General features: G+C 75.3%; 24 protein-coding genes. 10 read left to right on the top strand and 14 right to left on the bottom strand.

The genetic code is table 11. The features are described from left to right. Positions 1–30 precede the first annotated feature (30 nt). On the top strand, positions 31–597 hold the full coding sequence (locus ACZ6CZ_RS19285; RefSeq protein WP_469022314.1) for a hemerythrin domain-containing protein: 567 nt from the start codon (positions 31–33) through the stop codon (positions 595–597). 120 nt (positions 598–717) lie between these two features. Here ACZ6CZ_RS19285 and ACZ6CZ_RS19290 read toward each other — a convergent pair whose 3' ends face one another. The 3 genes from ACZ6CZ_RS19290 to ACZ6CZ_RS19300 all read right to left on the bottom strand — a co-directional run bounded on the left by ACZ6CZ_RS19290 (position 718) and on the right by ACZ6CZ_RS19300 (position 3,946). Further along, on the bottom strand, positions 718–1,263 hold the full coding sequence (locus ACZ6CZ_RS19290; protein WP_469022316.1) for a hypothetical protein: 546 nt from the start codon (positions 1,261–1,263) through the stop codon (positions 718–720). 143 nt (positions 1,264–1,406) lie between these two features. Continuing rightward, entirely contained in the window at positions 1,407–2,297 is an 891-nt protein-coding gene (locus tag ACZ6CZ_RS19295; protein ID WP_469022319.1) for an SDR family oxidoreductase, read from the bottom strand. Positions 2,298–2,428: 131 nt separating this feature from the next. Next, complete coding sequence (locus tag ACZ6CZ_RS19300) at positions 2,429–3,946, bottom strand: serine/threonine-protein kinase (RefSeq protein WP_469022322.1); 1,518 nt, start codon at positions 3,944–3,946, stop codon at positions 2,429–2,431. A 210-nt stretch (positions 3,947–4,156) separates the two neighbouring features. On the opposite strand from ACZ6CZ_RS19300, the gene ACZ6CZ_RS19305 reads away from it, so the two are divergent. Continuing rightward, positions 4,157–4,492: a hypothetical protein gene (locus ACZ6CZ_RS19305; protein ID WP_469022324.1), complete on the top strand. Its 336-nt coding sequence runs from the start codon at positions 4,157–4,159 to the stop codon at positions 4,490–4,492. A 442-nt stretch (positions 4,493–4,934) separates the two neighbouring features. Here the strand turns inward: ACZ6CZ_RS19305 and ACZ6CZ_RS19310 are convergent, their stop codons facing one another. Further along, a complete protein-coding gene (locus ACZ6CZ_RS19310) occupies positions 4,935–5,798 on the bottom strand; it encodes a restriction endonuclease (protein ID WP_469022327.1) in 864 nt (287 codons plus the stop codon). A 267-nt stretch (positions 5,799–6,065) separates the two neighbouring features. Between ACZ6CZ_RS19310 and ACZ6CZ_RS19315 the strand changes: the two genes are divergently transcribed. From ACZ6CZ_RS19315 to ACZ6CZ_RS19330, 4 genes are all read left to right on the top strand, one after another. Next, positions 6,066–6,557: a peptidylprolyl isomerase gene (locus ACZ6CZ_RS19315; RefSeq protein WP_469022330.1), complete on the top strand. Its 492-nt coding sequence runs from the start codon at positions 6,066–6,068 to the stop codon at positions 6,555–6,557. 203 nt (positions 6,558–6,760) lie between these two features. After that, complete coding sequence (locus ACZ6CZ_RS19320) at positions 6,761–7,270, top strand: ATP-binding protein (RefSeq protein WP_469022333.1); 510 nt, start codon at positions 6,761–6,763, stop codon at positions 7,268–7,270. Positions 7,271–7,338: 68 nt separating this feature from the next. Continuing rightward, positions 7,339–8,184, top strand: coding sequence for a DUF1206 domain-containing protein (locus tag ACZ6CZ_RS19325; protein ID WP_469022336.1), 846 nt, complete (start codon positions 7,339–7,341; stop codon positions 8,182–8,184). 137 nt (positions 8,185–8,321) lie between these two features. Next, on the top strand, positions 8,322–9,227 hold the full coding sequence (locus ACZ6CZ_RS19330) for a DMT family transporter (RefSeq protein WP_469022340.1): 906 nt from the start codon (positions 8,322–8,324) through the stop codon (positions 9,225–9,227). A 44-nt stretch (positions 9,228–9,271) separates the two neighbouring features. Here the strand turns inward: ACZ6CZ_RS19330 and ACZ6CZ_RS19335 are convergent, their stop codons facing one another. The 7 genes from ACZ6CZ_RS19335 to ACZ6CZ_RS19365 all read right to left on the bottom strand — a co-directional run bounded on the left by ACZ6CZ_RS19335 (position 9,272) and on the right by ACZ6CZ_RS19365 (position 13,947). After that, on the bottom strand, positions 9,272–9,715 hold the full coding sequence (locus ACZ6CZ_RS19335) for a MarR family winged helix-turn-helix transcriptional regulator (protein ID WP_469022343.1): 444 nt from the start codon (positions 9,713–9,715) through the stop codon (positions 9,272–9,274). Positions 9,716–9,824: 109 nt separating this feature from the next. Beyond that, positions 9,825–10,742: an alpha/beta fold hydrolase gene (locus ACZ6CZ_RS19340; protein ID WP_469022346.1), complete on the bottom strand. Its 918-nt coding sequence runs from the start codon at positions 10,740–10,742 to the stop codon at positions 9,825–9,827. 49 nt (positions 10,743–10,791) lie between these two features. After that, entirely contained in the window at positions 10,792–11,802 is a 1,011-nt protein-coding gene (locus ACZ6CZ_RS19345) for an amidohydrolase family protein (protein ID WP_469022349.1), read from the bottom strand. Then, entirely contained in the window at positions 11,799–12,134 is a 336-nt protein-coding gene (locus ACZ6CZ_RS19350) for a DUF1427 family protein (RefSeq protein WP_469022352.1), read from the bottom strand. Before ACZ6CZ_RS19350 ends, ACZ6CZ_RS19345 begins: the two co-directional genes overlap by 4 nt. Continuing rightward, the gene (locus ACZ6CZ_RS19355) at positions 12,131–12,277 is read right to left on the bottom strand and encodes a DUF1427 family protein (protein ID WP_469022355.1); all 147 of its coding nucleotides are present in this window, start codon (positions 12,275–12,277) and stop codon (positions 12,131–12,133) included. The genes ACZ6CZ_RS19350 and ACZ6CZ_RS19355 overlap by 4 nt, the downstream gene beginning before the upstream one ends. A 5-nt stretch (positions 12,278–12,282) precedes the next feature. Next, entirely contained in the window at positions 12,283–12,843 is a 561-nt protein-coding gene (locus tag ACZ6CZ_RS19360; protein WP_469022358.1) for a quercetin 2,3-dioxygenase, read from the bottom strand. A 117-nt stretch (positions 12,844–12,960) separates the two neighbouring features. Further along, a complete protein-coding gene (locus ACZ6CZ_RS19365; protein ID WP_469022361.1) occupies positions 12,961–13,947 on the bottom strand; it encodes a YihY/virulence factor BrkB family protein in 987 nt (328 codons plus the stop codon). A gap of 233 nt (positions 13,948–14,180) precedes the next feature. On the opposite strand from ACZ6CZ_RS19365, the gene ACZ6CZ_RS19370 reads away from it, so the two are divergent. Further along, positions 14,181–14,360 (top strand): hypothetical protein, encoded by a 180-nt coding sequence (locus ACZ6CZ_RS19370; RefSeq protein WP_469022364.1) that lies wholly within the window; start codon positions 14,181–14,183, stop codon positions 14,358–14,360. Between the two features lie 3 nt (positions 14,361–14,363). Continuing rightward, positions 14,364–14,639, top strand: coding sequence for a DUF4190 domain-containing protein (locus tag ACZ6CZ_RS19375; RefSeq protein WP_469022367.1), 276 nt, complete (start codon positions 14,364–14,366; stop codon positions 14,637–14,639). Positions 14,640–14,662: 23 nt separating this feature from the next. Here the strand turns inward: ACZ6CZ_RS19375 and ACZ6CZ_RS19380 are convergent, their stop codons facing one another. Together ACZ6CZ_RS19380 and ACZ6CZ_RS19385 are read right to left on the bottom strand one after the other, a co-directional pair. Next, positions 14,663–15,589: a YegS/Rv2252/BmrU family lipid kinase gene (locus tag ACZ6CZ_RS19380; protein WP_469022370.1), complete on the bottom strand. Its 927-nt coding sequence runs from the start codon at positions 15,587–15,589 to the stop codon at positions 14,663–14,665. Between the two features lie 72 nt (positions 15,590–15,661). Next, positions 15,662–17,254 carry an FAD-binding oxidoreductase gene (locus ACZ6CZ_RS19385; RefSeq protein WP_469022373.1) on the bottom strand — a complete coding sequence of 531 codons (1,593 nt, stop codon included), beginning with the start codon at positions 17,252–17,254 and terminating at the stop codon, positions 15,662–15,664. Between the two features lie 105 nt (positions 17,255–17,359). Between ACZ6CZ_RS19385 and ACZ6CZ_RS19390 the strand changes: the two genes are divergently transcribed. Together ACZ6CZ_RS19390 and ACZ6CZ_RS19395 are read left to right on the top strand one after the other, a co-directional pair. Further along, complete coding sequence (locus ACZ6CZ_RS19390) at positions 17,360–17,959, top strand: TetR/AcrR family transcriptional regulator (RefSeq protein ID WP_469022377.1); 600 nt, start codon at positions 17,360–17,362, stop codon at positions 17,957–17,959. After that, positions 17,956–19,539, top strand: coding sequence for a glycerol-3-phosphate dehydrogenase/oxidase (locus tag ACZ6CZ_RS19395; RefSeq protein WP_469022380.1), 1,584 nt, complete (start codon positions 17,956–17,958; stop codon positions 19,537–19,539). The genes ACZ6CZ_RS19390 and ACZ6CZ_RS19395 overlap by 4 nt, the downstream gene beginning before the upstream one ends. A gap of 30 nt (positions 19,540–19,569) precedes the next feature. On the opposite strand, the gene ACZ6CZ_RS19400 is transcribed toward ACZ6CZ_RS19395, so the two are convergent. After that, a complete protein-coding gene (locus tag ACZ6CZ_RS19400; RefSeq protein ID WP_469022382.1) occupies positions 19,570–22,053 on the bottom strand; it encodes a SpoIIE family protein phosphatase in 2,484 nt (827 codons plus the stop codon). Between the last annotated feature and the right edge of the window lie 169 nt (positions 22,054–22,222).

Here is a 22,222-nt window from a genome sequence, read left to right on the forward strand (position 1 = left end):
CCGCCGCCGTCAGAGCTGGAGGTACGGGACATGGGACATGGTGGAAACGTCATCGACGAGCTGATGACCGATCACCGGGAGGTGGAGGAGCTGTTCGCCAAGATCGAGATGCTCCCCGCCGGTGAGAAGAACCGCAAGGTGTACGCCGAGCAGGTCACGATGGAACTCGTCCGCCACTCGGTGGCCGAGGAGGCCTACCTGTACCCGGCGGTGCGGGAGCACGTCGACGGCGGCGACGCCCTCGCCGACAAGGAACTCGAGGACCACGCGAAGGCCGAGCGGATCATGAAGGATCTGGAGGGCTGCGACGCCGACGACCCCGAGTTCGACCGGCTGGCCGGCGCTCTGATGAGCGAGATCCGCGCCCATGTCGCCGACGAGGAGCAGAACCTCTTCCCCCGGCTGCGCGCGGCGTGTACCCCTGAGGTGCTCGACGAGCTGGGCGACAAGGTGCGCCAGGCGAAGAAGACGGCCCCGACCCGCCCGCACCCGGCGGCCCCGGACAAGCCGCCGGCCAACAAGCTGATGGCGCCCGGCGCGGGCCTGGTGGACCGGATGCGCGACGCGCTCACGGGCCGCGGCAAGCTGGACGACTGAGACACCGCCCGGCGTCCGGCGTCCGGCGTCGGCGAGAGGTGACGCACCTGACCGGAAGGGCCCGGCGCCGGTGAGCGCCGGGCCCTTCCGCTGTGCCCGGAACGTCGGACGGCGGGGGTGTCAGGCGATGAGGGCGCGTCCGGGGTCGAGCCGGTCCAGGAGCTGGGGGTGGTGCAGGTCCGCCACGGATGCCAGGAGGTCGGGGTGCCGCAGGAGCGCGGCGGCGTCGCGGTCCAGTTCCTCGGGGGCGACCAGGCGCCGGAACTCGACCGGGACGCCGCCGGCGTGCTCGCTGCCGAGCAGCGCGGTGACGGCGAGCGCGGCCAGCTCCGGGTCGGTGAGCAGGGCTGCCGCCCAGCTCGCCACGACCTCGTCCACCCAGGTCCGCCAGGCAAGGTCCGCGGCGCCGCCGGTCTCGCCGGGGTCCTCGCCGGGGCCGGTGTCCGCGCCGCTGATCCAGTCCAGCCGGCCCGAGCCGCCGGGGCCCGCCATGGCCACCAGGCCGGCGTCCATCGCCGTCGGGTAGCGCAGCCAGGCCGCCACCGTCACGGCCTGCCGGGCCTGGGCCTCGCACAGGGCCGCGGCCAGCGCGCCGCCGCAGGGCGGGTACGCGCCGGTCAGCCAGCGGGTCGTCGCTGCTATCAGGGGGGACAGGTCTGTGGGCACTACCGGGCCGTCCGAGTCGCTGGTGAGAACAGAACAGGGGCTCGGCGAAACGGTAGCCGGTGGCGGCGGCGCGGCTGAGGGGGCTGGGACCTTCGTCATATGTGGCCTCGGCCACGTCTCGCGCCCCCTCGGCCCGGCCCGGGTCAGGGCAGCGGGGTGCCGCCGGTGGCGTTGAGGATCTCCCCGGTGATGTAGCTGGCCTGCTGGGAGGCCAGGTAGACGTAGGCCGGGGCCAGCTCCGCGGGCTGGGCGGGCCGGCCCAGCGGGGCCTGCTTGCCGAACTCCGAGGTGTCGGGCATCGTCGCCGGGATCAGGGGCGTCCACACCGGGCCCGGCGCGACCGCGTTGACGCGGATGCCGCGCTCGGCGAGCATCTGGGCCAGCCCCTGGGTGAAGGTGACGATGCCGCCCTTGGTGGTGGCGTAGTCGAGCAGGTGCGGGCTGGGCTTGTACGCCTGGACCGACGTCGTGTTGATGATGCTGCCGCCGCTCTCGATGTGCGGCAGCGCGAACTTCGACAGCCAGAACATGCCGTAGAGGTTGGTGCGCAGGACGCGGTCGAACTGCTCGGTGGTGATCGCCTCGATGCCGTCCGGCTGGGACATCTGGTACGCCGCGTTGTTCACCAGGACGTCGATGCGCCCGAACTCCGCCACGGCCCGCTCGATCAGCGACCGGCAGTTGTCCTCCTCCCGGATGTCGCAGGAGACTGCGACCGCCTTGCGGCCCGCGTCCTCCACCAGGCGTGCGGTCTCGCGCGCGTCGTCCTCCTCCTCGGCGAGGTAGGTGAACAGGACGTCGGCGCCCTCCCGGGCGAAGGCCAGCGCCACCGCGCGGCCGATGCCGGAGTCACCGCCCGTGATGACGGTCTTGCGGCCCTCCAGGCGGCCGGAGCCGCGGTAGGAGTCCTCGCCGTGGTCCGGCGGCGGGTCCATCGGTCCGGTCCAGCCCGGGTGCGGCTGGTCCTGCGAGGCGAAGTCGGGGGTGGGGTGCTGAGTGGTCGGGTCCTGCTGAGCGTTCTGCCGCTCCGTCACATCGGCCTCCTCTGTCTCGGACGGACGGGACAGGCGACCGGGTTCCCACGTGCCGGCAGATCAAAGACACCGGCAGCGCGCCGGCTGCCGACGGGACGCCGGCGTTCGCGGCGTCCGGGGCGGACGGCCGGTCAGTGTTTCTTCCCGTGCCGGGGCGGGCTCGCCTTCTCGGCCTTCTTCACCGTCGCGGCCGCCTTCTCCGGCTTCTCCGCCTTCTCCGGCTTCTCGGCCTTGTGCGCCGGACCGGCCTTGGGCGCCTTCTCCTCCTTGGTCGCCTTCTGCGCCGTGCCCGGGTGGCCCGCGGCGGGGGCCGCGCGCAGGGGGCGTGCCCCGTCGGACGGCCGGGCGGACGGGGACGGCGTCCGCCCGGACGCCGAAGCCGAGCGCAGGGCGATCGGCTCGGAGGACACCGCGCCGTCGTCCGCTCGCGCGGGCTTGCCGGCGGAGTCGGGGGCCGAGGCGGCCGGGGTGTGTCCGTGCGCGCCCGAGGCCGTGTCGCCGCGCTGCCCGGGCAGGCCGACGATCGACCCCGCGAGCGTGGCGCCGAGCAGGGTGACCAGCGCGGCACCGGCGGTGGCCAGATGCCGCACCCCGCGGCCCGACAGGGCCCCGCCGACCCGGTGCGTGACGGCCGGGTCCTCCAGGAACGCTGCCTGCGCGGGCACGGCCGAGATGCGCTTGTCCCTCCGGTCCCACTCGCCGCTCCGGACCGCCGCCGCTCCGTACGTGCCGCCGCCGTCCGGGGGGAGGACGGCGGGCCCCACCGGCAGCGGGGCGTGGGGGCTCCTCTGGAAGGGGACGCGGTGCCTGGGCCGGTGGTCCGCCGGTCCCAGGGCGGCCAGCGCGTCGGCGCAGATCGCCGCGTCGGGGCGCCGCCTCTCGTCCAGGGCCGTCATGGCCCGCAGCAGGCCGGCCAGTGCGTCACCGGCCGAGGCGGGGATCTCCGGGGCTCGGTGCAGCCGCGAGATCGCCGCCTCAAGCGGGGTCCCGGGGTACTCCAGCTCGCCCTTGAGGCACTCCAGCAGGGTCAGTCCGAGGGCGTACACGTCCGCCGCGGGACCGACCTCGCGGCCCTCGACCTGCTCGGGGGCGAGATAGGCGGCGGTACCGACCAGCGCCTCGGTGGCCGTGCGGTCGCTGCCGTCGAGGAGCAGCGAGATACCGAAGTCGGTGAGGTGCGGGGCGCCGGCCGCGTCCAGGATGATGTTGGACGGTTTGACGTCGCGGTGCACCACCCCGGCGGCGTGCACGTACGCGAGCGCCTCCGCGAGGGCCGCGCCGATCAGGGAGACCTCGGCCGCCGGCAGGGGCGCCGCGGCTATGCGTCCGCGAAGTGTCGGTCCGTCGATGAGCTGCATGACCAGGAAGGGCCTGCCGTGCTCCCGGCCGGAGTCGTACACGGTGACGAGGCCGGGGTGACCGAGGCGGGCCAGCAGGACGGCCTCCTCGGTGAAGCGCTCCTCGGTCTGCACGTCACCGTCGGCGCGGAACACCTTGACCGCCACCGGCCGGCTCAGCCGGAGGTCGAAGGCCGCGTAGACATCGGCGGCACCGCCCCGGCCCAGGAGCGAGTCCAGGCGGTAGCGGTCGGCCAGCGGCGCACCCCCCAGAAGCGGGCCGGGCTCCGAGGAGCATCGGCTTACCGGCATGTGGTCTCCCCTGACGGACGACGGCGGGCGTCCGAACGGACCCGTCCGGAAGCTCCAGTCCGCGTTCCCGCAAGGGCATGCCGTATCCCCCCTTCGGCCGCCCTTCACACAGACCTCGCATCCGGCCCCCGGCCCGGCCGACCGCTTTGCGCACGGTTTGTCCCGTTCGGTACCGGTATCACCTCGCCGATTGCGGGAAACCCGATCGACATGGACACACAGTCACAGCACTCACAGCGGTCCGGGGACGACGACCGTCCCGTCGTCGAGCGGCTCGTACCGGTCTGGCTGGCGGAGACCGAACGCCATGACGCGGCCGCCGCCCGCGAGGCCCGGGAGGGCTGGCAGGCGGGGGCCCTGTCGGCGAACGCCGCGCAGAACCTCGCCTACTGGGTCACCGCCCGGGTCACGGACACGGGGTTCAACGAGGACAAGGGCCCCGGCGTCGAGGACGAGGGCCCCGGCGTCGACGGCCCGGCCCGCATCACGCCCGGGGACAAGGAAGCCGTGCACCGCTGGCTGGCGGCTCAGGGCCACCCCGTGTGACGGAACCCGCCGGCCGGCCGGAGCCCCCTGCGCCGGGCACGGGGACCGGGACACGGAGGCAGAGGCAGAGGCGGAGGCAGCGGCCGAGAAGGACCGCCGGCGGCGGCCGGCCGCCGCCCGGAAGGACGCCGAGGAGGCCGCGCGCCTGCTGCGGGCCCGCAGGACGAGGCGGCGGCCGCCGGGCGCGCGGCCGACGAGGCCGCCGACCGGCTGACCGAGGCGGAGCGGGAGGTGCGCCCGCTGCCGAGCGGCCTGCCGGCGGTCCGCGCCTGCCGCTGTTCCGCCTCGGCCCGCTTCCTGCGCTCTGCCAGTTCCCCCGGGAGGCCGATCGCGCCGCGCGGGACGCCCGGCGCCGGGCCGAGGCGGCCGCGGACCGGGCACGCCGGCTGACGGATGGATGACGGGGGACGGTGGGGACGTACGGACCGTGGGGCGCCGGCGCTCACAGGTCCCAGGGCCGGGGCCCCGTGCCGTCGCACCACGCGGTCAGGTCCTCGCCGTTGAGGCAGACGATCCCGCACTGCTCGGCGTACTCCAGGGCGGGAGCAGTGAAGTCGCTGGTGGTGACGAGCACGGCGACGTCGGCCTCGTGGACGGTGAAGCAGGTCCCGCCGAAGCGCTGCATGTCCTGGGAGCCGACCTTGTTGGCGTCGGCGTACCGCTTGCACTGGATGATCAGGCGCCGCCCGTCGGGAGTGACGGCCCGTACGTCGGCGCCCAGGTCGCCCGCGCCGCCCACGACCTCGGTCTCCAGGCAGCCGTCGCGCGCGCACAGGTCGGCCACGGCCTGCTCGAACCCGTCCGGGTCCAGCTCGCTGTAGTCGACCTCCTCCACGACGACGAGAGTGGCTTCGGCCGCGTCGGCCGGGACGGGGGCGGTGACGGCCGACGCCGGGCCGGTGCCGAAGGCCGCCGCGCCCACCGGCGCGACGCTCGCCGTGACCGCGCCGGCGTCAGGCGCCAGGACGGCTCCGGCAGGTGCGACGGCTCCGGCGGGAGCGGGGGCCGTGAGGTCGGCGGCCGCCTCGGCCGCCGCCTCGAGCGCCCGCGCGGTCCGGCGTGCGTAGCGCGCGGCGGAGAAGCGGCGCCACCGGGAGCGGGACGTCAGCGCGGCGGCGGTGGCAAGGAAGGCGATGGACAGGGTCCACAGCGGGCGGCGCTCGGCGGCGTCCGCGAGGGTGCGGGCGAGGAAGCCCGCGGTGCACAGGGCTATCGCGAGGAAGAGGAAGAACAGGGCGGTGACGCGCAGGTCGAAGCGCCCGTCGCGGCGGTGCACGGGACGCGGGCGGCGGACGGGCACGGTCATGGGGAGCGGTCCTCTCGGATGCGTGCGACGAAGATCACTTGCGTACGGTTGCCCGAGATCCGCCGCTTCACCGCAGCCGGCCGGCAGCTCGCCGATCATGCGCCCGCGCCCTCAACTTCCCGGGACGTCCTGGCTGTTCACCGCCGCTCCGGCAGGCCCGCCGCGGCGACCCGGCGTGGCGCCGCGGAGACCCGGGAGGCGACACCGGCGTCCCGGAAGCGGGACCTTGCGATCGCCGGAGGACCGCTCACCGGTAGGTTGGCCGCCATGAGCGACAACGTCTACTTCGACATCACCATCAACGACGAGCCGGCCGGCCGTATCGTCTTCAAGCTCTTCGACGACGTGGTTCCGGAGACCGCCAAGAACTTCCGCGAGCTCGCCACCGGCCAGCACGGCTTCGGGTACGCCGGTTCCTCGTTCCACCGGGTCATCCCCCAGTTCATGCTCCAGGGCGGCGACTTCACCCGCGGCGACGGCACCGGCGGCAAGAGCATCTACGGCGAGAAGTTCAAGGACGAGAACTTCGACCTGAAGCACGACCGGCCCTACCTGCTGAGCATGGCGAACGCCGGCCGGAACACCAACGGTTCGCAGTTCTTCATCACCACGGTCGTCACCGGCTGGCTGGACGGCAAGCACGTGGTCTTCGGCGAGGTCGTCGAGGGCCAGGACATCGTCGACAAGATCGAGACCCTGGGCAGCCAGAGCGGCGCGCCCAAGGCGAAGGTGACGATCTCGGCGAGCGGCACGGTCTGAAGCACTCCGTCCGGGGCGGGCGGCGGCACGACCGAGCCGCCCGCATCCGTGGCGGACCGGGGTCCGGCGGCTACTCGCCGCCGGACCCCGCCCGCGTACGCCGTGCGTGGTCGTGCCCGAACGCGTACTCGGGGCGGCGCGCGCCGAGTCAACGCCCGATGGGCGGGTACCTGCGCTCACAGGCCACAGCAGGAAGGCAGACCGTGAGCGAATCATCACTGCGGGCAGTGGGCTGGGCGCGTTCGCTCCCCCTGGACTGCAGCGTCAAGGCGGCGCGCGACTGGGCCCGGGAGCACCTGCGTTCGCTGGGGTGGACCGAGTCGGCCCCGGACACCGTGGACGCGGTGCTGCTGACCATCTCGGAGCTGGTCACCAACGCCCACGTGCACGCCCACAGCGCCGCCGACATCGTCCTGACCTGGGACAGCACATGTCTGCACGTGACCGTGCACGACACCTCCCCCCGGCTGCCCGCACCCCGGCCGGTCGACGCCGAGCGGGTGGGCGGCCGCGGCATGCTCCTCGTCGACGCGCTGGCCGACGACTGGCAGGCGCGCCCCTGCCCCGACGGCAAGATGGTGCACGCCTGCTTCCGGCCCACCTGGGCCGCCGCCGACCCGGAGTCCGGGTCGCGGGCGGAGTCCGGTTCCGCGGCAGGCGACGGTGACGGCCCGGGTGCGGGTGCCGGGTCCGCCGCACGGCACGAGCACTGACCCCTCCCCACCGCCCCGGCGCGCTTCTCGTAGGTGTCGGAGCCGGGCGCCGGGGCATCGGCGAAGGTATGGACGCACACTCAGTGGCGCTTCGCGGACGCGGCCGGGCCCGCCGCGCGGCCGACAGCACAGCGATGACCGCGGCGGCCCGGGCCGGCTTCGCCGCTCGCGGACTCATCTACGTACTCGTGGGCATCATCGCCCTGCAGATCGCCTTCGGCGGGAACGGCGGCGGGAAGCAGGCCGACCGCGGCGGTGCCCTCGGTGAACTGGCCGAGAAGCCCTTCGGCTCGGCGATGCTGTGGATCGTCGGGATCGCACTCGCCGGCATGGCACTGTGGCGGCTGTCGGAGGCGGCGTTCGGCGTCGCCGGACCGGACGGGACCAAGGCGTCCAAGCGGGCGATGGCCGCGGGCCGGGCCGTCTTCTACGCCTTCCTCTCCTACTCGGTGCTCTCCTACGCGGCCGGGGACAAGGGCAGCGGCAGCGGTTCCTCGGACCGGCACACGGACGACGTCACGGCGATGGCCCTGAAGTGGCCGGGCGGCCAGTGGATCGTCGGCGCGGCCGGAGTGGCCGTGGTGGCCGCCGGGCTGTGGATCGCGGGCCGGGCGGTGATGAAGAAGTTCCGCAAGCACCTGCGGACCTCGACGATGTCGCACCGGGCCCAGCAGGTCACCGACTTCCTCGGGGTGACGGGCGGTGCGACCCGCGGCGTCGTCTTCGCCGTCGCCGGGGTCTTCGCCCTGGTCGCGGCCGTCCAGCACGAGCCCGGCAAGGCCAAGGGCATGGACGACACCCTGCGCTCGTTCCGCGACCTGCCCGCCGGTCCCTGGGTGCTCGCCCTGATCGCGCTGGGCCTCGCGGCGTTCGGCGTCTTCTCCTGGTGCAGCGCCCGCTGGCGCGAGCTGTGACGCCCCTGCCCGCCCGGACCGTCCGGGCGGGCGGGCGTCGGGCGGTCCCTCGTCCGGACGGCGCCGCGGCGGAGGCTTTCGTAGGCTGAAGACGATCGGCACTCCTACGGGAGGTGTTCCGCAGGCGGGAGACGGTCGTGATCGAACTGGCCGCGGCGTTCGCCGTCGCGGGAGCGGCGAGCAACGCCGTGGGCACCGCGTTCCAGCGCAAGGCGGCCTCCGCCAGCAGCCGGGGCGGGATACGGCTGCTGGCGGAACTGGTGCGCCGGCCGTTCTGGCTGATGGGAATCGCCGGAGTGGCCGGCGCCGCGGTGTTCCAGAGCCTGGCGCTCGTCAACGGCCCGCTCGCCCTGGTCCAGCCCCTGTTCATCCTCGAACTCCCCTTCGCCCTGCTCATCGCGGCGCCGCTGATGCACCGCAGGCTGTCCCCCGGGGGCTGGTGGGGGGTCGGCGGGGTGGTGGCGGGCCTGGCCGTCCTGCTCGTCGCGGCCGCTCCGCACGGCGCCGGCAGCCAGGCCCCGCTCGCACGGTGGATCCCGGCCGTCGCTCTGTGCCTCGGCGTGATGGCCGTGGCCGTCGCCCTCGCCGGCCGGGGACGTCCGGCGGTACGGCGGGCCGCGCTGCTCGCGGCCGCCTCGGCGGTGGGCAACGCCCTGACCGCCGCCCTGCTGAAGTCCGCCAGCGACACCTTCGCCGACCACGGATTCGCCGCGTTCCTGCGGTCCTGGCAGACGTACGGCTTCGCGCTGGCCGGCGTGCTCGCGGTGCTGCTGCTGGAGAACTCCCTCCAGGCGGGCCCGCTGGTCGCCTCACAGCCCGCGCTGACCATCGGCGACGCAGTGGTCAGCCTCGCCCTCGGCATCTTCCTGTTCGGCGAACGGGTCCGCTCGGGCCGGTGGCTGGTGCCGGAGGCGAGCGGCGCCCTGCTGATCGTGCTGGGCGTCGTGGCGCTGAGCCGGGCCGTGCAGCACATCAACGAGCGGCCGGCCGGGACCGGCGGCGAGCCCAGCCCGGTCGCGCCGTCCCCGCAGCACGAGCGGTGAGGCGCGGCCGGCGAGGCGCGGCCGGCCGGAACCGTACCGGGTGATCAGGGGGCCGCGACCAGGGGCGGCTGCCCCCAGTCGGCCGTGAGCGCCTCCCGCAGGCAGCGGACCGGACCGGGCCCGATCCGGTCCACCAGGGCCGCCTCGATCACCTTGATCGTGGCCTGGGCGCGCTCGTGCACCCGCTGCCCCTCGGCGGTCATCCGGATCAGCCGCCGGCGCGCGGACGCCGGGTCGGGAACCTGCTCCAGCAGCTCCATGCCGATCAGGCCGTGCACCGCCTGGTGGGCGGTCTGCCGGGCGACGCCGATCCGGCGGGCCAGCTCCGAGACGGTCGTGCCCTCGGCGTCCAGCAGGGCGAAGACCGACGCCTGGGCGGTGGTCACCGGCTGCTCGCCCGCCGCCTCCATGCTGGCGAACAGGGCGTCCTCGAACCAGCGTCGGGCCTCGGAGAGCAGCTGGGGCAGATTGGCGGCGCGATGACTCATGGCTCCTCGGAAGATCGGCTACCCGCCGGATTATCCTCCGGGTGCCCGCCACAGCCGCGGCCGGACCGGCCGGACGGGGCCGGACCGCCACGTACACGCGCCGGGCCGCTCAGGCGCAGCAGCGTGCGATGAACGCCGCCGTCCGGTCGAAGCAGCGTTCCACCTCCGCTTCCGTGAGGCCCACCCAGAGGTGGTCACCGCCGGTCACCGGCACGTGGTCGACGGGGACGCCCGCGTCGCGCAGCGCCGCGGCCAGCCGTTCGCCCTGGGCGCAGGGAACGATCTCGTCCCGGGTGCCGTGCAGGACGAGGAAGGGCGGGGCACCCGGCGTCACCCGGGCGGCCGGGCTGGCGTCGCGGGCCCGTTCCGGGGCGTCGGCGACGGCGGCGCCGATCAGCAGCGCCTCGAAGGTGCCCGGATCGGCGGGGTCGAAGCGGCCGGGGGGCAGGTCATCGGCCAGGCGGGTGAGGTCGGTGGGCGCGTACCAGGTGGCGCAGCCGCGCACGGTGACCCCGGTGGGCGGCGCTGCGGACGCGCCCGGCGCGAGCGCGGTGAGGGCCGCCAGATGGCCGCCGGCGGACTCGCCCCACAGGACGACCCGCCCGGTGTCCAGCCCGAGTTCGCCGGCCCGTCCGTGCAGCCAGGCCAGGGCGGCGCCCAGGTCCGCCGTCTGGGCCGGGTGGGCGGCTTCGCCGCTGAGCCGGTAGTCGGGGCAGGCCACGGCCACACCGGTGCCTGCCAGCCGGGCGAACGGGCCGGGCAGCCAGTCCCGGAACCGTGGACCCAGGTCGTCGCGGAGCCCGGTGCGCCAGGCCCCGCCGTGCACGAAGAGGACCACGGGCACGGGTCCGCAGGCGTCCTCGGGCAGCCACAGGTCCAGCTCCAGCGGGCGGCTGCCCTCGGGCACGGCGTAGACGGCGCCGCGCAGCAGCCGTACTCCCGGGGCGGGACGGGCGGAGGGGGGCAGGGGCAGGCGTGCCGGGTCCGGCGGCGCCGGCAGGTGCGGCGGGAACTGCGGGGCGGGCATGGGGTCTCCGGGGGCGGTGTCGTGGCGGGCGGTGTCTCGGTGGGCGGTCTCAGCGGGCGAGGCGAGGGAGCAGCGTGTGGGCGTTGGCGGTGGTGAGGGACCGCCAGGTGGTGCCGTCGAGCGGGGCCGGGGCGGCGTCGAAGGACGCGGCGTGCGCCTGGGCGGCGGTCGCGGGCGTCCAGCAGTAGTCGCTGCCGTACAGCAGCCGGTCCGGGGCGGCCAGGCCGAGCAGGGCGGGCAGCTGGCGGGGGAAGGCGGGGCCCGCCAGGTCGTAGTACAGCCGGCTCAGCTGGGCGACGGCGTCCGGCGCCTGCCCGTCCCCCTGCCCCTGCCCCTGCCCCTGCATGAACAGGCGCATGAACCCGTTGATGCGGTCGGCGAGGACCGGCAGGGCGCCGCCGCAGTGCGGTACGACGACCTTCAGGTTCGGGTGGCGTTCGAGCGTGCCCGCGAGGAGCAGGTCGGTGACGGTGCGGGCGGTGTCGAAGACGAACTCCACCATCGGCCGGGGCCGGCCCAGCGCGGACCGCTCCCAGCACACCGGTGACGTGGGGTGGAGGAAGACCACGGCCCGGCGGCGGTTCAGCTCGGCGAACACCGGCTCCAGGCGGGCGTCGCCGAGGTAGACGCCGTGCGTGTGGGTCTCCAGGACGACGCCGTCGGCGCCGAGCACGTCGAAGGCGTGGCCGATCTCGGCGAGCGTGGCGTCGACGTCGGGCAGCGGCAGTGAGGCGAACAGCCCGAAGCGGCCGGGGTGGTCCCGCACGACGGCGGCGCCGTCCTCGTTGACCTCCCGGGCCAGGGCGCGGGCGGCCGCCGGGTCCCCGAAGTGCACGCCCGGCGAGGACACCGACAGCACGGCCGTGTCGATGCCGCTGCGGTCCATCAGGTCCAGGTGCGCACCGGCCGACCAGGACGGCCAGGCGGGCACGCCGTCGGGGTGCTCGTGGCCGGCGGCGCGGGCCCGGCGGACGTAGGAGTCGGTGACGAAGTGGGCGTGGACGTCGACGAGTCCGGGGCCGCGGTCAGCGGGCGCGGTCGTCGGTGAGGCTGCGGTCATGGGGAGGGTTCCTCGTCGGGCGGGGCGGGCGCGGGGGCGGTGCTGGACGACGGGTCGGGGTCGGAGTCAGGGGCGGGGGCGGGGGCTGCGGAGTCCGGGGCGGTCCGACGCGTGCGGGAGCGCAGGGCGGACACGGCGCGTTCGCCCGCGACGATCCCGGCCAGGCCGGTCAGGCCCAGCAGGGGCGGGGCGGGCGAGGTCACGCCGAGCAGCCAGTACACGGCACCCATCACGAGCCCGGCGGCAAAGGAGACACCGGCGGCACGCAGGAAGCCGGCGGCGCGCGGGAAGCCGGCGGCGCCGGACGGGCGCGGGGTTTCCGGGGCGCTCACAGCGCCGCCGGCAGCAGCTGGCCGAGCACCATGCCCAGCAGGCCGAACAGGGCGACCGGCGGTGGCGCGGGCGACCGCACCCGCAGCGCCGCGTACAGGGCGCCGACCAGCAGGCCGGCCAGCAGCGCCTCGACGTGGGCCACGGTGGTCAGCTCCCGGTGCGCCACTGGTGGCCGGGCAGGAAGCGGACGTCGAACTCCTCGGGGACGGTGGCGAACTTGTCCGGGGCGGGCACGTGGGGCCGGGCGGGGAGCCCGAGTCCCTCGGCCGGTGCGCCCAGGTTCTCGAAGAACCGCTCGAAGGTCCCGCCGGGTCCGGCGGCGACGCCGACGATCTGCGTGTGGTGGCGCTCCATGCGGTACGCGTGCGGGCAGTTCTTGGGGACGAAGCCGAAGTCACCGGGGACGAGCAGCTTCTCCTGCTGCTGGCCCTCCAGGTCCTCGACGAACAGCCGCACGGCGCCCTGGGTGACGTAGAAGACCTCGTGGGTGTCGGCGTGCGAGTGGGCCGGGATGATGTCCCCCTTCGGGCCCTCCACGGTGAAGAAGTTGAAGGTGTTCTCCGTCTGCTCGCCGCCCGCGTAGATCGTGACGAGGTCGCCGAACAGGTGCGCCCGGTCCCCCATGCCTTTCTCCACGAAGTAGGGCTTGCCCGGCTGAGGCGGGATGAAGGAGCGGGCGCGGTGGCGGGTGGCGTACTCGATGGTCATACGGAATCTCCGATTCCGGTCGGGATCGGCCGGGCTCCCCCGGCATATGTCAGGTTACCTGACATAGGCGTCGGGCAACAGGCGACGCGTGTTCCCGGAAAAGAGGGCGCCCCGGTGTCAGCGGCTTCCGTCGGCCACCGCGCCGGGCACCTCGTCGCACACCCCACCGGTCATTTCGTCCCGCACCTCGCCGGGCTTCTCGCGCAGCTCACCGGTCCGCGGGTCGCGCGCCGTCCGCAGGGCCAGTTCGGCAGCGAACTGCGCTCCGGTGAGGAGGGCGAGGTTGGCCAGCCACAGCCAGATGAGGAAGACGACGACTCCGGCGAGGGAGCCGTACAGCCGGCTGTAGTCGCCGAGGGTGGCCGCGTACAGGCCGAAGCCGGCCGAGACCGTCAGCCACAGCGCGGACGACAGGACACCGCCGGGCAGGCTGTAGGCACGCCGCCGGGCGGAGGCGGGACCGGTGTGGAAGACGACGACCACGAGCAGCGCCGCCAGCGCCAGCAGCACCGGCCAGCGCAGCAGGCTCCAGGCCCAGGCGACGGGCACGTCCAGGCCGAGGGCATGGCCCGCGCGCTCGGCGACCGGCCCGGTCAGCAGCAGTACCAGGGCGCTGACCATGAGCAGCCCCAGCAGCACGAGGGCGGTGAGCACGATCCGGGGCGCCCGGCGCCAGGGCGAGCGCTGGTCCGCGACGCGGTGCATACGGTGGACCGCGCGCCGGAAGACGGCCAGATAGCTGGAGGCGGACCACAGCGCGCTGGCGCCCCCGACGACGAGCAGGGTCCAGCCGGCCGCCGAGTCCACGCGCAGCATGCGGGCCATGGCGTCGTGCAGCTGCGCGGCCGACCCGGCCGGCGCGTACGCGGTGACCTGCGTGACGAAGTCCTCGGCGGTGACCGGGCTGACCAGTCCGAAGGCGATGACGGCGACGAGCAGCGCGGGCAGCACGGTCAGGATGGCGTAGTAGGTGAGGGCGGCGACGTAGTCGGTCACGTCGTCGCGCCACAGGGCCCCCGGCGTACGGCGCAGCGCGGGCCACCAGGCGGCGGTGGACGCCCGGACGGCCGCGCGGCGGCCGGTGACCTGGACCTGTGCGTTCATGTGCGTCAGGATGCCCGCTGGCGCGGGCCGCATGGGTGCCGTCGCGTCCGCCGCGCCGGGCGCGTCCGCGCCCGCTCCGCGCGAGGCAGGCCGGAAGCCGCCGAGTGAGGCGGGCGATCGCGGGTAACCCGCGATGTCATGAACGCGTTGAGGATGCGGCCGGACAGGCCGCTGGAGAAACCGCGCACGAAGCCGCTGCCCGTGACCGCCGACACCCGACGCGGGAGGTGACCGTGCTCTTCCTGGTCGTCGCCCTGCTCCTGCTCGGCATCGTCGTGGGAGCGGCCGCCTATCTTCCCTGGCCCCTCACCCTGGTGCTCGGTGCGGTCATCGCCGTGTGGCTGCTGGTCTTCGCCGTGCGGGAACGCCGCCGCCGCGGCCCTCGCACGAGCGACCGGACGAGGAGGGCCTAGCCGATGCGACTCACCGCTCCTCCTTCCGCCCGCACGGGACGGCGGGACACCGAAGGCATGGCCGTGGCCTCCTTCGTGCTCGGGCTCGTCGGACTGCTGGTGCTCAACCTCGTCCTCGGCCCGATCGCGATCGTGCTGGCCGTCGTCGCGCTGCGCCGTGACACCCCGCGCCGGACCCGCGCGCTGCTGGGCCTGGGGCTGGGCATCGCCGACCTGGTCGTGCTGGCCCTGCTGGCGGCCACCCAGGGGACGGCGCCCTGGTCCGTCTGGGGAGGCTGAGCCACGTCCTGTCCCGGCCGCGCTCAGCCGGAGCCGCCGCCGGTGAGGTGCGGGGCGCCGGCCGCCGGGCGGCACAGCACCGGCAGGTCGGCGGGGCGCACCCGGACGGTCACCGGCAAGGTGGCCTCGACCTCGCCGTCGGCGCCGTAGGGGACGGGCCGTGACGCCTCGATGCGCAGTTCCCGGCCGCGCAGGACGCGCACCTCCGGGCGGTGCACATGGGCTCCCGTGCTCAGCTCGTTCATCAGGGTGAAGAACAGCCGGCGCGGCGCCTCCCGGATCAGCACGACGTCCAGCAGCCCGTCGTCGACCAGCGCCCCGGGCGCGATGAGCCGCCCGGAGCCGTAGTACGGGGAGTTGGCGGCGACGACGGTGTATCCGCGGTGCGGGTGTTCCACGCCGTCGACGGTGACGCGGTAGTCGGCCGGCCGCCAGCCGGTCACGGCGCGCAGGCCGCCCGCGTAGTAGGAGGCGGCGCCGCGCAGCAGCCGGGCGTTGTTGGCGTGCCGGTTGGCCAGCGCGTCGACCCCGGCGTAGACGCTGCCCAGGACCACGGTGCCCCGGTGGACGGCCGACTCCACCTCGATGGTGTCGACCGCGCGGGGTTCGGCGTGCAGCAGGATGTCCGCGAGCGCGGCGGGATCGGCGGGCAGCCCGAGGGCCCGGGCGAAGTCGTTGCCCCGTCCGGCGGGCACCAGTCCAAGGACGGTGCCGCTGCCGCTGAGCGCCCCGCCGATGCCGCCCACGATCCCGTCGCCGCCCACGGCCAGCACCACCCGGCCCTGCTCACCGGCCCGCCGTGCCAGGTCCTGGGCGTGGGCGAGGCTGTGGCTGTACTCCGTCCGCAGGTCCGCGCCCGCCTCGCGGAGCAGCCGGGCCACCTGGAGCAGCGTGGCCGCGCCGGTGGAGCCGCCCGCGGTCGGGTTGACGACTGCGGTGAACTGTCGCATCGGTGTGCCTCCGGGCGGTGACGGTGCTGGTGCTGGTGACGGCGGCGAGGGTACGGGGCGGGGCAGGGCGGGTCAGTCGGCGGGCAGCAGGACGCCGGGGTTGAGCAGTCCGTCGGGGTCCAGGCGCCGCTTGACGGCGCGCAGAACGTCGATACCCAACGGCCCCGTCTCCCTGACGTACCAGTGCCGGTGGTCGGTGCCGACCCCGTGATGGTGGCTTATGGTGCCGCCCGCGGCGAGCACGGCGTCGTTCGCGGCGTGCTTGGCCGGCGTCCAGTGCGCGACGGGGTCCTCGCCCTGGGCGCTGACGACGGTGAAGTACAGGGAGGCGCCGTTCTCGTACACGTGGGAGATGTGGCACATCACCAGCGGCGGGGTGCCGGCCCGGGTGAGGGTGTCGGTGAGCGCGGTGCGGACGGCGGTGTACAGCTCCGGGATCCGCGACCAGAACGCCGCGGTCTCCAGCGTCTCGGCGAAGGCCCCGGCGTCCAGCAGGGAGTCGCGCAGGTACGGCGCCGCGTAGCGGCCGTGCGCCCAGCGCTCGCCGGGTGCGGTGCCGTCCGGGGTTCCGCCGCAGGACCGCAGGACGGCCGCCGCCTGCTCGCGGCGCAGCGCGGTGTCCTCGGCCGTGCCCTCGTAGCCGGTGATCGCCAGGCACCCGGCGTCGCCGGGAGCGGCTCCCGCGCCGATGGCGTCGGGCTGGGCGAGGCCGACGAGGGTCTCGGTCTCGTCGGACAGGCGCAGCACGGTCGGCCGCGGTCCGTCCTGGGCCAGCCGGCGCAGGGCGGCGGTGCCCGCCTCGAAGGAGGCGAAGCGCCAGCCCTCGTAGACACGCGTCTGCGGCAGCGGGCGCAGCCGTACGGTGACGGAGGTGATGACGCCGAAGGCGCCCTCCGAGCCGAGGACGAGCTGGCGCAGGTCGGGTCCGGCGGCGGAGCGGGGGGCGCGGCCCGTCTCGACGGTGCCCGCGGGGGTGGCGAGGGTCAGGCCGAGGACCATCTCGTCGAAGCGGCCGTACCCGGCGGAGGCCTGTCCGCTGGAGCGGGCGGCGGCGAAGCCCCCGATGGTGGCCCACTCGTAGGACTGCGGGAAGTGGCCGAGGGTGAAGCCGTGTTCGGCGAGCAGGGCCTCGGCCTCGGGGGCGCGCAGGCCAGGCTGGAGCACGGCGGTGCGGGAGACGGGGTCCAGGTCGAGCAGGCGGTTCATGCGGCGCAGGTCGAGGGCGACGAAAGCGCTCCGCTTCGGGGCGAGTCCGCCGACGACGGAGGTGCCGCCGCCGAACGGGACGACGGCCAGGCCGTGCCGGGCGCAGGCCTCCAGCACGGCGAGGACCTCCTCGTGAGAGGCGGGCAGCACCACCGCCTGCGGGACGTCCGTGACGTCGCCGGCGCGCAGCCGCAGCAGGTCGGGGGTGGACTTGCCGCGGGTGTGGCGCACCCGGCTCTCGGCGTCGGTGCGGACGTGCTCGCCGCCGCCGACGGCCCGGGCGAGCGCCTCCAGGGCGGCAGGGCCGGTGGTGACCGCGGGCGGGCGGATGCCGTCGAGGGCGAGCGCCGGTGCGGTGCGGGGCCGGACGCCGAGCAGGTCGCGCAGCAGTCCGGTCACCGTGTCGGGCAGCGGCGCCGCCTTGGCCGGGTCGCCCCAGCCGTTCCACAGCATGTCCATTGAACGGTCGTCCTCACAGGTCGGTGTGCTCGGTCCGCGCGGCCGCGGCGCCCGCCGTCCGACGGCGGCGCCCGCCTCGGCACCCGGGGCGTTACACTGTGACACATGACGCCTATTCGTCACAACGCCTCGGACAGTGACCACGTGCTCGACGCGGTGCGCGACTGCGTACTGGCCGTCGGCGTCCGCCGCACCACGCTCGCCGACGTGGCCCGCCGCGCCGGCGTCTCCCGGATGACCCTGTACCGGCGCTGGCCCGACCTGCGGACGCTGGTGGGCGACCTGATGACCCGGGAGTGGATCGGGGTGGCCACGCACGCCATCCCGGAGCCCGCGCCCGGCACCACCACCCGCGAGCGGATCGTGCAGGGGCTGGTGACGGGCGTGGCGGCGTTCCGCGCCCACCCCCTGTTCCGCAAGATCGTCGACGTCGATCCCGAACTGCTGCTGCCCTACGTGCTCGACCGGCGCGGGGCGAGCCAGGACGCCCTGCTGGCCCTGCTCGCCGACGCGCTGCGCGAGGGCCACGCGGACGGCTCGGTGCGCACCGCCCACACCGAGCGGCAGGCCCGGGCGCTGCTGCTGATCGTGCAGTCCTTCACGCTGTCGCTGCGCACGATGACCGACGAGGACGACCCCGACCTCGGCGCCCCCGCCTTCCTCGGCGAGCTGCGCACCCTTCTGGAGAGGACCCTCACGCCATGAGCCACAGCACCGCCCTACCCGGCTCGTCCCTCACGGCGGGCCGGCGCGGCCGGGAACTCGCCGAGGCCGCGGGCGGCGCGGTGGCCGACGTCCTGGTCGTCGGGCTCGGCGCCACGGGGGCCGGGGCCGCGCTCGACGCCGCCGCGCGCGGCCTGGACGTCGTCGCGGTCGACGCCCACGACCTGGCGTTCGGCACCTCCCGCTGGAGTTCCAAGCTCATCCACGGCGGGCTGCGCTACCTGGCCTCGGGCCAGTTCGACGTGGCGCACGAGAGCGCGGTCGAACGCGGGGTGCTGATGACCCGGACGGCCCCGCACCTGGTGAGCGCGCAGCCGTTCGTGCTGCCGCTGACCCCGCTGGTCTCCCGCGGCCAGGCCTCGCTGGCGTGGGCCGGGTTCCGGGCCGGTGACATGCTGCGGCTGGCCGCCCGCACCCCGCGCCAGGTGCTGCCCGCGCCGCACCGGCTGTCGGCGACCGAGGCCCGGCACCTGGCACCCGGGGTGCGGGCGGCGGGGCTGCGCGGCGGACTGCTGTCCTGGGACGGCCGGGTGAGCGACGACGCCCGTCTGGTCACCGCGCTGGCCAGGACCGCCGCCGCGCGCGGCGCCCGGGTGCTGACCCGGGTCCGGGTGCTGGAGCTGACCGGGAGCGGCGCCCGGGTCCGCGACGAACTCACCGGCGAGGAGGGCGAGATCCGGGCCCGTGCGGTCGTGAACGCGGCCGGCGTGTGGGCGGGCGGCCTGGTCGACGGCATCCGGATACGCCCCTCCCGCGGCACCCACCTGGTGCTGCGCTCGGAGCGGCTGGGCGCCCTGCCGGCCGGGCTGCACATCCCGGTCCCCGGCGAGACCAACCGCTTCGTCCTGGTGCTGCCGCAGGGCGACGGCCGGGTGTACGTCGGTCTCACCGACGAGCCGGTCGAGGGACCCGTCCCGGACGTGCCGGAGGTTCCGGAGACGGACATCGGCTTCCTGCTCGACGTGCTCGGCTCCGTCCTGGACGCCCCGGTGCGCCGCGACGAGGTGGTGGGCGCCTTCGCGGGACTGCGCCCGCTGCTGGACACCTCCGACGCGGCCGGCGGCGGCGCGGCGGGAACCCGCACCGCCGACATCTCGCGCCGGCACGCGGTCCTGACCTCGCCCGACGGGGTGACGACGGTGGTCGGCGGCAAGCTCACCACCTACCGGCGGATGGCCCAGGACGCCGTGGACGCGGCCGTCGTGGCCCGGGGACTGCCGGCGGGCCCCTCCCCCACCGCCTCCCTGCCGCTGGTCGGCGCCGCCGCACCGGACCGCCTGCGCGCCCTGCCCGCGCCGCGCCGCCTGGTGCAGCGCCACGGCACCGAGGCCGTCGCCGTCCACGCCCTGGCGGAGCGGGACCCGGAGCTGGCCCGGCCGCTGCTGCCCGGCCATCCGGTCACCCGCGCCGAACTGCTGTGGGCCGCGCTGCACGAGGGCGCCCTGGACGAGTCCGACCTGCTGGACCGGCGCACCCGTGTCGGCCTGGTCGCCGGGGACCGCGCCGCGGCGCTCGAAGCCGCCCGGGACGCCCTGGAGCGGGCGGTGACCGCCCCGCGCTGACCTCCGCCCCCGGCACCCGCGCGGTACGCGTCAGGGGATCTCCTGCTCGGCCCAGATGATCTTCCCGTCCCCGGTGTAGCGGGCGCCCCAGCGATGGGCGAGCTGGGCCACCAGGAAGAGCCCGCGGCCGCCCTCGTCGGTGCTGCGGGCGTGCCGCAGCCGGGGCGCGGTGCTGCTGGCGTCGGCGACCTCGCAGGTCAGCCGGGAGTCGCGGAGCAGCCGTAGCCGCAGCGGCGGCTCGGCGTAGCGGATGGCGTTGGTGACCAGTTCACTGACGATGAGTTCCGTGGTCATGGACAGCTCGCCGAGACCCCAGGCCTCGGTCTGGCGGGTGACCCGGGTCCGCAGGTCGCCCACGGCGGCCGGGTCGTCGGGTACGTCCCAGGAGACGACCTGGTCGGCGCCCAGGGCGCGGGTGCGGGTCAGCAGCAGGGCGATGTCGTCGGGCTGCGGCGCGGGTCCGAGGTGCCGCGCGGCGGAGGCGCACAGCCGGTCCAGGTCGGGCTCGCTCCCGCCGAGCGCCCCGGCGAGCCGGGACATGCCGCGTTCCATGTCCTGGTCGGCCCCGCTGATCAGGCCGTTGGTGTAGAGGCCGAGCAGGCTGTGCTCGGCGAGTTCGAACCGGGTGGCCTCGAAGGCCATGCCGCCGAGCCCCAGCGGCGGGCCTGAGGGGATCTCCGGGAAGTAGGCGTCCTCACCGGGCGGGACGATCACCGGTGGCGGGTGGCCCGCCCGGGCCATGCTGCAGCACCGGCTGACCGGGTCGTAGACGGCGTACAGGCAGGTGGCACCGACGAAGGTGGCCGCGCCGCGGCCGGTCCCGCCGGCGTCGTCCTCCTCCTCGCCCAGTCTGAGCACCAGGTCGTCGAGGTGGGCGAGCAGCTCGTCGGGGGGCATCTCCATGTCGGCGAGCGTCTGCACCGCGGTGCGCAGCCGGCCCATGCTCGCCGCCGCGGTGATGCCGTGCCCGACGACGTCCCCGACGACCAGCCCCACCCGGGCGCCGGACAGCGGGATGACGTCGAACCAGTCGCCGCCGACGCCGTCCGTGGCGTCGGCCGGCAGGTAGTACGAGGCCACGTCCAGCGCCGTGCCGCCCGACAGCGCCTGCGGCAGCAGGCTGCGCTGGAGGGTGACCGCCGCCGTGTGCTCCCGGGTGTAGCGGCGGGCGTTGTCGACGCACACCGCGGCCCGCGCCACCAGTTCCTCGGCGAGCAGCACGTCGTCGTCGCGGAAGGGGGCCTGGTTGAGGGAGCGGACGAAGGTGGTGAGGCCCAGCGCGGTGCTGCGCGCCCGCATCGGCACCGCGATGAGGGAGTGCAGCCCGAACCGCCGGATGCGGTCCGCTCGCGCGGTCTGCTCGGTGAGCCACAGGTCGTCGGCGGAGTCGAGGACGGGGATGAGGACCGGGTCGCCGGTGTCGAGCAGGTCGGCGCCGTGCGGCGGGGTGAGGAAGTCGACGCGGTCGCCGATCCGGGCCACGGCCTCGGGGCAGCCCTCGCGCACGGACGTCATCCCCGCGCGGCGCATCGACACGTCCGCGGGAACCGGTCCGGCGTCGGTCAGCCAGGCGCCGTTGCCCTCGCGGCTGAGCACGGATTCCAGCAGGTCGACGATGACGAGGTCCGCGAAGCGCGGCACCGCGAAGTCGGCGAGTTCCTGGGCGGTGCGGATCACGTCCAGGGTCCTGCCGATCTTGCTGCCGGCCTCGTTGACCAGGCACAGCAGCCGGCGGGCGGTCCACCGCTCGGTGACGTCCAGGACCATGTAGCAGACCCCGGTGACGCCTTCGCCGGTGCCGGCCGGGCCGAGCAGGGGGAAGAACGAGGTGGAGTAGGCGTGCCTGCGGTGCGGGTCGGCCCAGCTCCAGCCCACGTACTCGTAGTCGGTGACCGGTTCCCCCGTGGCCAGCACCTTGCGCATCAATCCCTCGAGGGCCTCCGCCTGCATCCCCGGCAGCACCTCGCTCAGCCGGCGTCCGAGGCGCTGTTCCCGGGGGACGCCGGCGAAGTGCTCGAGGGTGTCGTTCAGCCACAGGCACCGCAGATCGGTGTCGACCACGGCCATGCCGACGGGTGAGCGGGTCAGGAAGCCGTCCAGGACGGACTGGCCCACCGTCCACTGCGGCCGGCGCACCCGGGTCGACAGCAGGAGGCACTCCTGCGCGCCGACACCGAAGGACGCGGACACCCGCAGGTCGACCTCGAGGAGGCGGCCGTCCCGGTGCCGTACCGGGACGAGCCCGCTCCAGCCCATGCCGGCGCGGCACCGCTCCACGATGCCGGCGGCCCGCACCGCGTCGTGGGGCACCGACGGCAGCCGGGCGACGGAGCGGCCGACCACGTCCGCCGCCGGGTGGCCGAGCAGGGCCTCGGCGCCACGGGTCCAGCCGAGGACCGTGCCGCCCACCGTGACGATCGCCGCCGCGTCGCTCGACGCGTCCAACGGCTCGTGTGCCCCCGCGGGCGCCGCAGCGGACAGCGGGGCGTCGAATCCGTTTCGCGCAGAATCCATCGCTCCCATCCCTCACTGGGTCCATCGTCCTGCTTGTCCGCGGGTTCCGCACGGCGCCCCCGCCGGGGCGGGCATCGTGCCGTCCGGTGGCCGTCCGGTTGGGGCTGACGCCCGAGCGGGGGCAGCATGGAAGGGCCGGGAAGTCGGGCACCGGGCACGCGCGCGCTGC

The sequence above is a fragment of the Streptomyces sp. NPDC041135 genome (genome assembly GCF_055592085.1).